The organism is uncultured Nostoc sp. (assembly GCF_964247315.1).
Taxonomy (GTDB): domain Bacteria; phylum Cyanobacteriota; class Cyanobacteriia; order Cyanobacteriales; family Nostocaceae; genus Nostoc.
Genome location: NZ_CAXTTT010000161.1, coordinates 1 through 13,861 on the forward strand (window position 1 = coordinate 1; position 13,861 = coordinate 13,861).

Sequence of the window (13,861 nt, forward strand, 5' to 3'; positions counted from 1 at the left end):
TAATATACTCCATTATCCCATACTGTATTGCACTCAATCAGGAACCGCTATATAATCAACAGGCGCAACATCATGATTTATCTGGAACCGCACCCGTGCTAAATCCGTAAAATCACTCGCCAACGCTCCCAACTCTGCTGCAAACTTATACGCTACAAAAAACTCTAACAGTGAGCGATGCGCTGGAGTATAATCACCATCAGCATTGCGGATGAGCATTGTTTGCCCCATCATGTCGTAATGCCAGTGGTCTAAATCCTTCTCTTCCTGCACCACTGAACCAAATAACCGCCGAATTCTGTCAGGGAAAAGCCGATAATTGAGGCTCATTTGGTCTGTAGACAGCATTTCCCAAGAAAGTTCGCACAAAAAGTATAACTTTTCTGCCAAAGAAGTAAACGTGCGATCGCTCTTAATATCCCGTTCCATTTTCCGCCGCACGGCGTACAAGTAAACCCGCGACATATCCACAGGTTTACCCGCCTCAATATCTGGCAAAGCTTCCAAAATTAACTCAGTCATCACTGGACGACGGGCTAAATCCAATAACTGCGGATTTCCCATTACTTGTTCAACCGTTGCAGTTTCCGTTTGGTGCGACAACACCAGTCGAATTTGCTCGTCGTTAAATTTCTCCAGTTCTAGTACTTCAAACTGCGGTGTTTCCCCTGTAAGTTGCTTAGTAGAAGCTTGCAACTCGGCATTGAGCAAAGCGCGTCCTTCTTTAGCTTCAGGAAAATGTTCGGTGCGACAAGTCAAGACAACCTTGGCACCAGGAACCACCACTTTCGCCAGTTCCCAAAAGTTATTAATCATCTGCTGACGGTCAACTTTTGCTGCCATTTCGTCAAAACCATCGAAAATTAGCAGCAATTTACCCATGCCGTTTAACTGGTCAAATACTTCGCTAGTTAAACGGATATTATGTTGTGTAAAAAAGAACCCAGCTAAAACGTTCTCAACATTTATCGCTTTCGCAAAATCCCGCAGCGTAATTACTAAAGGCAAGCGGGGACGCTCAACACCGCGTTTTTGGGCATCTCGGTAACGTTGCAATGCCACCCAAGCATAATGGAAAGCAAACCAAGTTTTCCCCGTACCAAATTCTCCTAGTATAGAAATATGCTCTTTGGCGGGATCGTCCAACCACACATCAATATAACCATCAATCCAACCATCGCGATCGCTATAATGACTAATGCCGATGCGCTGCTTTGTATCGGGGTCAATTTCCTCTTTTGTGCAGGCTAAAGGAACGTATTTTTTATCTATTTGCCGCCGGATAATTTCCGCTTCTAACCAATCGAGATAATCGCTAAAATCGGCATCTTGGTCAATGAGTTCGTCAAAAGTGTAACAACCTAAATGGCGATTTTCTTCCTTTTCCACCTCATTCCGTGCCGCGCGTGCAATCCGTCTGGCTGTAACTAACCAACCTTCATCAGTTCTCTGTTGCTCCACTGAAGAACGCAAAACAGCTACATCCTTGAGTCCAACTTCCCCCTCAATTCCCCTGATTAGGATGCGGTCATATCGATTACGCCGGGTTGGCACATTGATAATCCACTCAAAATATGAATCACCCCAAATTTCATACTTTTCAAAGCGGTAGCCCAAGGTTTCAAACCAGCCGCGCATTTGTTGAGCTAAAGCTATGGCTCGACATTTATTTTCGGTAGATGTTTCGGCTTCTAGCAGTGCGGGGGAATTCTGTGCAGCCAACCGCGCCATTTCTGTCCGAATACCTTCCAGAGTTGGCAATCTATCAAGTAATTCTTGGAGATTTGCAATGCGTTTTTGCAAAGAGCCAATTTGTTGACTCATTAGTGTATCTGCTGGGTTGCGAGTACGTTTAGCAACTTCCGCAAACACAATATAAAACGCGGCAACTTCTCGTCTAATGTCAATTCCCAAACTTCTAATGTCATCACCCAATGAGTATGCATCAAGCCAAGCATCAACCTCAGAAAGCAAAATTGAGGGATTATTATGGTCAAATGCTTCGCGAAAAGCCTTTTTTATTGCTTCTTGGCGAAAAAGTTCTAAAAAAGGCTTGGGTTTCCCAACACCGTACTCTACAAGTGCATAAGCATAAACCCCACTAAAATCTGCTGGTGGATGCTCTGGATCGAGGTTAAACTGCTGAAGTAATTTAATTACAGTCTCATTGCGCTGAATTTTTTCCTTAATTAAAGGATTAGCGATCGCAATAATAGCGTTAATGATCTGTTCCGGGTTAATTATCATTAGTCATTGAAAAGAGACAAGAAAGAAACTTGTCCTCCTTGTCCCCACTTTTAACCAGGGCGATTGTTTTCTAATCCTGGGATTTGTTTAGAAAACAATTCGTTAGAGTTAACCTGACCATCTGAAACGACAGAACGTATGCCCTCTAAAGCAGCAGGAATGGAACGCGGATCTATAAAAATCACCTTGCTGCTATCGCTTTTACCAATTGTCGCGCCCATATCGAGATAACCCAAGGCAAACAAAACTTCCACTGCTTTATTGGCATTGGGATTCGTCTGGAGTTTTTGGGCAATAATTTCTGATGATTCTGCGATCGCCTGGGCTTTCAAAACTTGCTGCTGACGTTCGGCTTGAGCTTTCAGAACGATCGCCTTTTGTTCAGCTTCCGCTTGCAAAATCACCGATTTTTGACGAGCTTCCGCATCCAAGATTTGCGCCTCAGCTTTACCTCTGGCGCTATTGACAGCAGCTTCGCGATCGCCTTCAGAAGTTAAAATTGCTGCCCGTTTGCGTCGTTCTGCCGACATTTGCAATTCCATCGATTCTCGCACTGCTTGAGACGGAATAATATCTCGCAGTTCTACCCGTGTCACTTTCACACCCCAAGGATCGGTAGCAACATCCAAATCCTGTAATAAAAGTTCACTGATATGGGAACGAGCAGTAAAGGTTTGATCCAACTCCAGTTGCCCCATTTCGGCGCGAATTTGAGTCAGCACCATGTTTACCATTGCTGACTGGAGATTTTCTACCTTGTACCAGGCTTTTTCCATATCTACAATGCGCCAATAAAACACTGCATCTACCTCAATGCCAACGTTATCGCGGGTGATGCACTGTTGGGGAGGAATATCTAAGACTTTTTCTTTGATAGTTTCTCGGTAGACAACTCTATCTACGAAAGGAATGACTAAGTTTAGTCCTGGTTCTAGTTTTTTGTTATAACTACCCAATCTTTCCACCAAAGCTTGATTGCCCTGATTGACGACTTTCACCGAACTTGCTACATAAAACTTGGCATAGCGCCATCCTAGTCTCTACATTATTGACGTAAATGCATTTCTACGATTAGATACAGCCAGACGTAAGTTATTTACAGAAAACAAAACTGGGTATTTCTACCAATAATTTTGCTTAATTTCAGTAACAAGGTGTAACTAGCAGTACACAAGTTCGGGTACATAAGTTTAGTTTATTCTAGCCTTCAATTCATTACCAGCTAAAGTTAATCGAAGTTCATGTATAAAATGAATTCTGACTTCCGACTTCTGTTTTATGATTTCTACTCAACTGATAATTTTTTGTATAAATCCACGCTGTAATAGCCCGATTAATCCGATGGGAGATAGCGTTTGTGCTAGTTGCCAAACTCCTTTAGTTCACCGCTATCTGTGGGCGACTGGCTCATTGTCTGCTCAAATCCCACCAGGCACAAAGGTAGCAGACAGGTATGAAGTAATTAAACAACAGATTTGGCTGGATACTCAACCGGGATTGCCGCCAGATGTACCTGAAGAACTGCCAACGCAAGTAATTCCTTATTTACAGTTATATCAACGGTTGCATCTGCCCCAGGCTTATGGGTTTGCTAGTAATCTTGAGGAAGATACAACTGATATCCTCTTATTGGAAAATGCGCCGATAGATAAGACAGGAAATATCTATCCAACTATTGTTGAGGCATGGCAGGAAGCCACGGCAGTACGACAAGTTTATTGGTTGTGGCAAATTCTCCAACTTTGGACACCTCTAGCAGAATTGGGACTTAGCCGCAGTTTACTTGTAGCAGACAACTTGAGAGTTGAAGGTTGGTGTGTGCGACTGTTGGAACTCTACCAAACACCAGATGATGAGAAGCTGAGTTTACAAAATCTGGGAGAGTGTTGGCAGTTTTGGGTAGTTTCTGCAAAGGCATCAGTAGCCAAAGGGTTACAGAATATTGTCCAGCAGATGTGTGAAACTGAGATTGAGTTAGAGGCGATTAATATTCAACTCAATAATTTACTACTAGCAGCTGCTGCCGAATTGCCATTAGTTTTAAAGGTGGCAGGTTCTACAGATATTGGCCCAATGATGGCGCAAAATGAAGATACTTGCTATCCCAATAGTTTGAGTGATTTAGATGAAGCTTTATTGCGCCGCTTGTCGATTGTTTGCGATGGTATTGGCGGACACGAAGGCGGTGAGGTTGCGAGTCAGTTGGCAGTACAGTCTGTAAAGTTGCAAATTCGCGCTTTACTAACTGAGGTGACAGAACAAACTGTACTTTTACCACCTGAGTTATTGCAGGAACAATTAGAAGCAAGCTTACGGGTGGTAAATAATCTAATTTGTGCCCGCAATAACGAACAAAAACGCCAGGGCAGAGAACGCATGGCTACAACTATTGTTATGGCGTTGCAAGTTCCGCAACGAGTCCAGACAAGTACTGGGTGGCAATCAAATAATACCCATGAGCTTTACTTGGCTAATGTTGGCGATAGCCGTGCCTATTGGATTACTCGCAATTATTGCCAGCTACTGACAGTAGATGATGATGTGGCAACGCGAGAAGTACGCTTGGCTAAAAGCTTGTATCGAAAGGCACTTTTTAGACCAGATGCTAGTGCTTTAACTCAAGCATTGGGGACAAGAGATTCAGAATCTTTGCGTCTTAAGGTTCAGCGATTTATTCTGGAAGAAGATGGCATTTTGCTACTGTGTTCTGATGGTTTAAGCGATCGCAACTGGGTGGAACAATCTTGGCAGGATTATGCAATACCCGTGTTAACAGGGGAAATGACAGTTGAAGATGCTGTCCGCAACTGGATTAACTTGGCAAACCAGAAAAATGGGCATGATAATACATCGGTTGTTCTCACTTATTGCCGTGTCTCTCCAGAATATTTAGTACCTGTGACTCCGGCGTTGCCAGAAGAGATTATAGAAGCAGAAATACAGAAAGAAGAACAAGAAAAACTAGAAGAATTAGAAGAACTAGAAGAACCAACTTCTTTTACAGAAAGTTCGCAAACTTTGCTAGATTTGGAGCTAGATTTGGATCTTTCAGAAGAACCACCTCTCAACCCAGAAATTCCACCAACTTTAATTACAAAACCTAAGCGGGGTAAACGTTTGGTAATGCTGGGGGGAGTGTTGGCGTTGCTTGTGGGGGGTACAAGTCTGGGATTATTTGCTTGGTGGCAAATTAATCCTCAAGGATTACAGCAGATGTGTCGGCAACTTCCCCAAAAAATGCAGTCAGTGTGTCCGACTGGAAAATAGGTTATACCGAAATATTCTAATCTTGATAAGAAATATTCCAGCATTGATAAGCTATATTGTAATTTTAATGATAAATATTACAATATTACTTATAGATGTCGTAATGTTGATGAGGAATATTCCAACATTGATAAGGTATATTGTAATTTTAATGATAAATATTACAATGTTCCTTATGGATGTTGTAATATTGATGAGGAATATTGCAATCTTAATAAGAACTATTTGTACATTCAGAGTGATGGAAAAGAAAGTGGCGATCGCTAGTGAGTCAATATAGGTTAGCGATCGCACCACAGATGACTCTACATCACATCTTGCACTTATATCATGTCCGGCTACTTAGTTACAGTCACCACATCTGTGAGAAAATTGGAAAACTCTCTTTCCCCCTGCCCCCTGCCTAGCCTAATGGGCAAGGTACTGCAATGCCGTATCCCTGTGCGTAATCAATTCCTAGTGCCGTAATTTGCTCTAAAATCGCCTCATTCTCTACAAACTCAGCAATTGTCTGAATACCCATCACACTGCTAATGCGCGTGATTGCTGTTACAATTGCATTATCCACAGGATTGTCGACAATGTTACGAATAAAGCTGCCGTCAATTTTGAGGTAATCCACAGGTAGAGACTTGAGATAAGCAAAGGATGACATCCCCACTCCAAAATCGTCCAACGCAAAGCGACAACCCATCTCTTGAAATGACTCAATGAACTGCTTGGCTTTTACGAGGTTGGCGATCGCCACAGTTTCGCTAATCTCAAAGCAAATGCGTTGGGGTGAGATGGGGTGTAGCGTAAACTGCTCATACAAGAAGTCAATGAATTGATCGTCGTTGATGCTAGAGCCAGAGAGGTTAATTGCATAGATGCTTTGTTCATCGCCACCGAGCGTTAGCCCATTTCTGAACAGAGTGCGAATCACCCAGCGATCAATCAGGTGCATTAAGTTGTAGCGTTCTGCTACTGGAATAAACGCCATTGGCAGCACTAAATTTCCCTGCTCATCCCAAAGCCGCAGCAGAACTTCATAATGGTTGCCGTTTCGATCTGTCGGAGTAATAGCGGCAATCTTTTGAGCATAGAGACAAAACCAATCACTTTCCAAAGCTTGAGAAATGCGACTAACCCACTGCATCTGTCCGCGCTGTTGCAGTCGCTCCTGGTCGTCAGTTTTAGCAAGGTATACGCGGTTGCGCCCCCGGTTCTTTGCGGTATAGCAAGCTGCATCAGCCGTGCTGATAATCTCTGCAAAGCTCTCGCTATTTGTGTCGATACTAACCAAGCCGATACTTGCTCCAATTGAGAATACCTGCTCTTGCCAAACAAACCGGAACTCTTGAACACACTCACGCAGTTCATTGGCAACTCGTAAAGCTTGCTCCGGCATACATTGATTGAGCAATACTCCAAATTCATCGCCCCCTAACCGTGCCAGTGTGTCAGTTTTTCTAATCTTCTCCTGCAATAAGACAGTAATTTGACGCAGTAATTCGTCTCCAGCCAGATGACCACAGGTATCATTTACGATTTTGAAGCGATCGAGATCCAAATAGCACAATCCGTGAACCTGGTGGTCTAACTTGGCAAGGCGTAATGCTTGTTCAACCTGGCGTTCAAACTCCTGGCGATTCACCAATCCGGTTAAGGCATCATGGCTTGCCTGCCAGGATAGCTGAAGCGCAAGCTGGCGGTTCTGAGTCACGTCATGAAACACCATAACCGCGCCAATAACTTGTCCTTCACGATTGCGAATGGGCGCAGCTGAATCTTCAATCGCAATCTCTTCAGCATTCTCAGTAATTAAGACGGTATGGTTTGCTAAATCCACAATTCGATTTTCCTCTAATGCTTGCTCAATCGGGTTCTGAACTGGCTGGCGTGTCGTTTCATGCACAATTTTAAAGACTTCTACTAACAGCAACCCTTGTGCCGATGCTTGACTACATCCAATCAGAGATTCTGCAACCGGATTGAGATATTGAATCCTGCCAAACACATCTGTGGTAATAACTGCATCTCCAATCGATTGCAACGTCACCTGAGCTAATTCTTTTTCTTGAAAAAGTGTTTCTTCGATTTGCTTAAAAACTGTGATATCCCGTCCCACCGATTGAAATTCTATAAAGCATCCTTGCTCGTCAAACAGCATTCGGTTATGCCACTGAGTCCAACGCACCGCATCTGCCACAACTACGCGATTCTCAATGATGACTACAGGATTATCAGCACTCATTGAAGCTATTAATTGAGCAACTCGCTCCCAATCTGCCTCAAAGACAATCGGTTGATAGCAGCTGCCGATCAGTTCCTCTGGCGATCGCCCAAAATAAAGTGCAAAAGCTTGGTTGACAAAGGTGATTGTGCCGTCTGGTAAATATCGGACAATGAATTCAGTCTGATCTTCGACAATGGCACGGTAGCGAATCTCGCTTTGTTTGAGAGCAATTTCTGCTTGCTTGCGTTCTGTAACATCTTGGGCAGTTCCATAGAGGCGAATTACTTTTCCATCCGTGTTAAATTCTCCATGTCCAATCCCCTCAATATAAATAGTAGACCCGTCAGTTTGAAACGCGCTCAGAATAAGTTTGTAAGATTCGCCAGTTGACATTGCTCGTTCAACGGCTTCGCGTATTTTTTCTCGATCTTCTGGGTGGTATAACTGAAGATGTTCTTTGTAGTCTGACTCAACAAGTGCGGGATCTCGATTAAAAAGGTCGAACAGCTGCTTCGACCAGGTAATTTTGCCAGTGGCAATATCAAACTCCCAATTACCGAGACGAGCAACTCGCTGAGATTCTTCTAATAAGGCTTTACTCTTGCGTAGTGTTTCTTCAGCACACTTGAGGTCGGTGACATCTACTACCAGCCCATCCCAAACCACACGGCCATCCTGCAACTGGTGTGGTGTGGAACGAAAATGTAACCATTTCAGCCGAGCGCTAGGCGTCTGGATTCGCAGTTGTATATCAAACACCGAGAGATTCCGCCGAGATTCATCGACTGCTGCCTGGAAAAGTGGTATGTCTTCTGGGATCAACTGACGATAGAGCAAACTTGAATCCTTCAGTGCATCTTCTGCGCTGACTTCCGTCAGTTTTTCAATCCCTGCACTGATATAAGAAAAGCGATCGCTACCATCCAATTCGCGGATTATTTTATAAATTGCTCCATTGGGCAGATTATCGCCAATTCGCCGCAACATAGCTTCTTGCTCTTGTAGTTCGAGTTCTGCTTGTTTGCGTTCGCTAATTTCCCTCTCCAGTTCTCGATTGGCTGCCTCCAGCTGTGCAGAACTGGGGAGAGCAAGTGCTTTTGGTATTAAAGGTATAAGTTCGCAAGCTGTATACAGTGAAACTATGGCTGTAATAGCTTTAAGGCAACCACTCAACCAATAAGTTGGATACCAGAGCGTCCAAATCTCCATTAGGTGGGTAGTGCCACAAGTAACAATAAATGTTGCAAATAGTATAAATATCCAGTTAAAGGGTAAATCTTGGCGCTTGCGGACAAAATAAAGTAGCGTGATGGGAATAGAATAATAAGAAAGGGCAATTAAACTGTCAGATACAATATGGAACCCCACTAATTCTGGTTTCCAAAGATAGCAATGACCGTGGGGAATAAACTGTTTATAACCAAAAAGGCTTTTCCCAAATTCCAGCATCACGTTATTTCAAACACAAGTTGTTTGCTTTAAGTTTTAGTTATTTCTAATACAAAAACTATTCTGTATTAAGTAACTTGCCGCCACAGTCATCGCGGATATTTTAGCATAATTGGCGCACCCCGTAACGGCAAAAGTTCCATCCTCACCAAGTACGCCACATGAAAGCTTCTGTATTATTTGTTAAGATAGGTGTAAGTGTACGCGTAAAATTCCTTGAATTACCTGTTGTACAGCTTCTTTACTCAAGCTGCCATCTACTTGAACAATTCGTGAGGGATAGGATGCTGCTAAATGCACGTATCCTTGCTGAACGCGCCGATGAAAAGCGATTGTCTCTTGTTCAATGCGGTCTAGTCCTACTGGGTGTGAGAGTTTGCGGGCTAGTCCAACTTCGACATCGACATCTAGCCAAATAGTTAGATCGCTTTCTAAACCACCAGTAGCAATATTGTTAAGCTGATTGATTAAACTCATGTTCAGACCGCGACCATATCCTTGGTAGGCAATGGTAGAGTCAGTGTAGCGATCGCATAAAATATATTTTCCGGCTGCGAGATTTGGTTTAAGTTCTTGTTCAACGTGTTGCGATCGGTCAGCAGCATACAACAAAAGTTCTGTCACTTCTGCAACTGGTTTATCTTCTGACTTTTCTAGTAGCAAGCGGCGAAGATGTACACCTAACTCTGTTCCCCCTGGTTCGCGAGTTACTACTACAGAAACACCTAGACTTTCCAACCACTCAGAACAAAGCTGCATTTGGCTGGTTTTGCCACAGCCTTCCACCCCTTCAAATACAATTAATTTCCCACCCATGCTTTTTTGTTCGCTGCTATAAACTGATTCGCTGACGTTTCATCAGATCAAGAATAGCGCGAAGTGCAAAATTAACCTGCAATTGCGTAGGCGTAGCCCATCGTAGATATCGCCGTCTATGATTTAGTTACCTGAAAATTACTGTAACTTATACCAATTCGTAATTCGTAATTCGTAATTAAAAAAGTCTGATATGGCATGGCTTTCAGGGTTTGAATGTGTTGCCTCATTTTAGAGAATTGGTATTAGACGGTATAATATCTCGCCAGCCTTGGGCACAAGCAAGATGCCTTCATCTTCTCGATTAGCCCATTCAGTGGGTCGAATAGTCGCGGGATCGCGATAGTTCAAGTTATGAGCAGCACAGCGTTCAGCAGAAATGCCAGTAGCTAAAGTCACGCGAATTCGTGCTTGTTCTCCTTTTATCGGATCAAAAGTACCCATCCCTTTTAAGTGAGTACTATGGGCCAGCACTCCAGCAGGATACTCTTGGAATTTATGCCACTGTTCGAGAAAGTAATCCCGCAGATGATAGCCAATTTGGGATAAGATTTCGCCGTGTGTATAGCTAAACTCGGTAATGTGAGGCGCATATATAATTACTTCGCCTCCATCGACTACTACTGGCTCTAGCTTGTACATTCCTTTTGCTGCTGTCCAAATGTCATCATACATTTGGGGCATGACTGAAAGCACTTGTTTAAAAGGCCGATCTACATATTTAATATGCAGTTTAGCTGATAATTTTGCAGCAGCTTCCCAAGCGGATTCTGGTTGCTCTATATAAAGTCCAGCTAGCTGATTTGTTTTCGGTGCGACCACCATCGCCAAACAAAGCTTTGGGCTATAAATCAGATCAGCGGCTCGGTTAATCAAACGTCGAACTGGTGTTATTCCGAGTGTACCAATAATTTCGTAACAAGTAATTAAAGCACCTAACCAGTGGGAGAGATTAATTACTTCTTGACCACCAATACCAGGAAAAAAATATTTATTTCCACCGGAGAAACCGACAACTTCATGGGGAAAAACTGGGCCGCAAATTACGATCAAATCGTATTCTGTTACAAGCTTATTAATACGCACATCAACTGACTGATGTAGCATTCCACCGCTAATCTCTGCTATCTCATCCGCTGAAATTACTCCACAAGAAATAAAAGTATCTGGCTCATTCCAAAGGTGGTTAAAGATGCGAATTTTTTTAAAAGTTGTCTCTCGCTCCTTTGGTGTTACTCCTACCAAGTGATTGATTTGTTCCTCACTCATGGGATTATGTGTACCCAGAGCAATTAAAAAATCTAGAGCCGCTACTCTTTGACTCAACTCCTGATGAAGCAATCGAAACATTTGAGGGATGGGAGCAGTGCGGGTACTATCTGGAATTAACACCAAGATGCGCTGTCCATCAAACTTAGGGTCTGCGAAAGCTTGATGAACTAGCCCGGAAACTAGCTCATCTGAAAGTGTTCCGTTATTGACAGCCAGCGAATACATGATTAAACTCCACTGTAGATACTAAATCCACCATCTACCGGCACAACTACCCCGTTAACAAAACTCGAACCAGAACTACATAACCAGATCAAAGTGCTGAGTAATTCATCTGGTTTTCCGAAACGTCTGGCGGGCGTATGGTCAATAATTTTTTGCCCGCGTTCGGTCAAACTACCATCGGAATTTAAGAGTAAATCTCGATTTTGTTCGCCAAGAAAAAAACCTGGTGCGATCTGCATTTACTCGCATTCCATCACCATACTTTTGGGCGAGTTCTACCGCTAGCCAGCGAGTAAAGTTATCTATCCCAGCTTTCGCGGCTGAGTAGCCAACCACGCGGCTAATCGCTCGGATGGCAGACATAGAAGAAATATTCACAATGCAACCGTGAGGCTGACTTCTTTCCACCATTGCTTGACCGAAAACCTGACAAGGTAGGAGAGTACCGAGTAAGTTGAGGCTAACCACTTCCTCAAAGGCAACGCGAGGCATATCAAAAATAGTCGCATCAGGAGTAATTGTGGCAGCCGGAATATTACCGCCAGCCATATTTACCAAGATATCAATTTCACCCCAACGCTGTATAATAACATCCCTAGCGATTTCTAATTGGGAGCGATCGCTAACATCTGCCACCACAGCCATACTTTCTCCACCGTTAGCAGTAATCTCAGCCACCACCGCCCTCGCCCTGACTTCATTGCGACCCAAAACTACCACTTGCGCTCCAGCCATAGCCAAACCCTTCGCCATAGCCCCACCAAGCACACCAGAACCACCAGTAACTACCGCTACCCGCTCCTTCAAGCTAAAAAGTTTACTTAAAATTAACTCTGCCATCACCCATTCCCCCTCTCTGCGTACCTCTGCGCTTCCCTTTGCGCCCCTTTGCGTTTAAATTCCCCCTCAATTCCCCTCAAACTTATAAGCAACCTTAGCAAGGTCATAAGCCAAAGCACGAGCCATACCATACCCTTCCTCCTCCTCAACCAATCCCCGTGCGACCAATCCAGCCAACCAATTACAAGCTACTCGCCGCCAGACATTGTGACGAGCCGGAATCGAAACGAAGGCCCGTGTATCATCATTAAATCCGGCTGTATTGTAAATTCCCGCAGTTTCCATTACCTGATTAAAATAGCGCTCCATACCATTTACGCTGTCATGAAACCACCAAGGCGGCCCGAGCAATACACTGGGATAATGACCAGCTAACGGAGCCATCTCGCGGCTATAACTGCTTTCATCCATGCCAAAAATAATTAAATGGAAGCGGCGATCGTTACCGTAAGCTGACAACAATGGGCGTAAATTTTCAGTCCATTCTATTTGTACAGGAATATCAGCGCCTTTATCAGCTCCAAATTTCTCAAAAAAAGCCGGATTATGGTTACGCATCACACCACAATGCATTTGCATCACCAAGCCATCTTCTACACTCATCCGCGCCATTTCCATGAAGATATGACCGATAAAATGTTCTACATCACCTGGATTCAGCTTACTAGCTAATGCTCTGGCAAAGATAGCTTCAACTTCTTGGTCAGAAAGACGTGTGGTATATGGTGTAGCTGCACCTTGATCGGTAGCTATCGCGCCCATTTTTTTAAAGAAAGCTCGACGTTCTTCGAGAGCTTGCACAAAATTAGCGTAAGTGTTAATTTCTCTACCGATAGTGCATTCCAATTTGGTAAGATTTTCGCGCCAACCAGGAGCATCTAGGTTAACTACTGCATCTGGACGAAAAGTCGGTCTAATTTGAGTAAACCCTTCTGCGTGGAGCGATCGCTGATTCTCTAGGTTATCACTGGCGGCATCGGTAGTACAAAGCACTTCAATGTTAAAGCGTTTGAATAAAGCACGAGGGGAAAACTCTGGTGAGGCTAACAAACCGTCTAGATAATCATAGATACGTCCAGCATTGCGAGAATTTAAAGGTTCATCCACCCCAAAGACGTTAGTTAGTTCCTCTTTCAACCACAACCCAGAGGGAGTACCCTGGAATAGATAAAAATGGTCGGCGAACAATTGCCAAATTTTGCGGTGGTCGGTTTCTCCTGGTGAACCATCATTAGTTGGTATGCCCAAAGCTTGCAGAGGTACGCCGCGACTATAGAGCATCCGCAAAAGGTAGTGGTCAGGGATAATCAGTAATTCCGTCGGCGAACCAAAACGGGCTGCGGGATTAGCTAACAAAGCTGGATCTACATGGCCGTGTGGGCAGACTAGAGGTAACGCAGATATGCTATCAAAAAATTGATGGGCTAGTCGTCTTTGAACTGGTTCTGGAGAGAAACAGCGATCGGCAGATAAACCCGAATTTCTCACAAACTCAGAAAAAAGCGGAGGTTAAAACTGGTAAAATGT

General features: G+C 43.7%; 8 protein-coding genes and 1 pseudogene. 1 reads left to right on the forward strand and 8 read right to left on the reverse strand.

What is annotated here, in order from left to right:
* Positions 1-51: 51 nt before the first annotated feature.
* Together ACFE93_RS31115 and ACFE93_RS31120 are read right to left on the reverse strand one after the other, a co-directional pair.
* Positions 52-2,247, reverse strand: a pseudogene (locus tag ACFE93_RS31115) (NACHT domain-containing protein); the annotation flags it as partial.
* A gap of 50 nt (positions 2,248-2,297) precedes the next feature.
* Positions 2,298-3,245, reverse strand: coding sequence for an SPFH domain-containing protein (locus ACFE93_RS31120; protein ID WP_375479427.1), 948 nt, complete (start codon positions 3,243-3,245; stop codon positions 2,298-2,300).
* A 280-nt stretch (positions 3,246-3,525) separates the two neighbouring features.
* Between ACFE93_RS31120 and ACFE93_RS31125 the strand changes: the two genes are divergently transcribed.
* A complete protein-coding gene (locus ACFE93_RS31125; protein ID WP_375479429.1) occupies positions 3,526-5,514 on the forward strand; it encodes a protein phosphatase 2C domain-containing protein in 1,989 nt (662 codons plus the stop codon).
* A 403-nt stretch (positions 5,515-5,917) separates the two neighbouring features.
* On the opposite strand, the gene ACFE93_RS31130 is transcribed toward ACFE93_RS31125, so the two are convergent.
* From ACFE93_RS31130 to uxaC, 6 genes are all read right to left on the reverse strand, one after another.
* Complete coding sequence (locus tag ACFE93_RS31130) at positions 5,918-9,181, reverse strand: EAL domain-containing protein (RefSeq protein WP_375479431.1); 3,264 nt, start codon at positions 9,179-9,181, stop codon at positions 5,918-5,920.
* Positions 9,182-9,364: 183 nt separating this feature from the next.
* Entirely contained in the window at positions 9,365-9,997 is a 633-nt protein-coding gene (tmk, locus tag ACFE93_RS31135; RefSeq protein WP_375479433.1) for a dTMP kinase, read from the reverse strand.
* A gap of 231 nt (positions 9,998-10,228) precedes the next feature.
* Entirely contained in the window at positions 10,229-11,494 is a 1,266-nt protein-coding gene (locus tag ACFE93_RS31140; RefSeq protein WP_375479435.1) for a lactate racemase domain-containing protein, read from the reverse strand.
* Positions 11,495-11,496: 2 nt separating this feature from the next.
* A complete protein-coding gene (locus ACFE93_RS31145) occupies positions 11,497-11,733 on the reverse strand; it encodes an SDR family oxidoreductase (RefSeq protein ID WP_375479437.1) in 237 nt (78 codons plus the stop codon).
* Positions 11,666-12,334 carry an SDR family NAD(P)-dependent oxidoreductase gene (locus ACFE93_RS31150; protein WP_375479439.1) on the reverse strand — a complete coding sequence of 223 codons (669 nt, stop codon included), beginning with the start codon at positions 12,332-12,334 and terminating at the stop codon, positions 11,666-11,668. Before ACFE93_RS31150 ends, ACFE93_RS31145 begins: the two co-directional genes overlap by 68 nt.
* A 66-nt stretch (positions 12,335-12,400) precedes the next feature.
* The gene (uxaC, locus tag ACFE93_RS31155; RefSeq protein WP_375479442.1) at positions 12,401-13,822 is read right to left on the reverse strand and encodes a glucuronate isomerase; all 1,422 of its coding nucleotides are present in this window, start codon (positions 13,820-13,822) and stop codon (positions 12,401-12,403) included.
* Positions 13,823-13,861: the final 39 nt, after the last annotated feature.

Bases quoted from the DNA above. Each gene is read 5' to 3' on its own strand.
- tmk (WP_375479433.1), bottom strand. From the start codon at position 9,997: ATGGGTGGGAAATTAATTGTATTTGAAGGGGTGGAAGGCTGTGGCAAA.
- ACFE93_RS31130 (WP_375479431.1), bottom strand. From the start codon at position 9,181: ATGCTGGAATTTGGGAAAAGCCTTTTTGGTTATAAACAGTTTATTCCC.
- ACFE93_RS31145 (WP_375479437.1), bottom strand. From the start codon at position 11,733: ATGCAGATCGCACCAGGTTTTTTTCTTGGCGAACAAAATCGAGATTTA.
- ACFE93_RS31150 (WP_375479439.1), bottom strand. From the start codon at position 12,334: ATGGCAGAGTTAATTTTAAGTAAACTTTTTAGCTTGAAGGAGCGGGTA.
- ACFE93_RS31125 (WP_375479429.1), top strand. From the start codon at position 3,526: ATGATTTCTACTCAACTGATAATTTTTTGTATAAATCCACGCTGTAAT.
- ACFE93_RS31140 (WP_375479435.1), bottom strand. From the start codon at position 11,494: ATGTATTCGCTGGCTGTCAATAACGGAACACTTTCAGATGAGCTAGTT.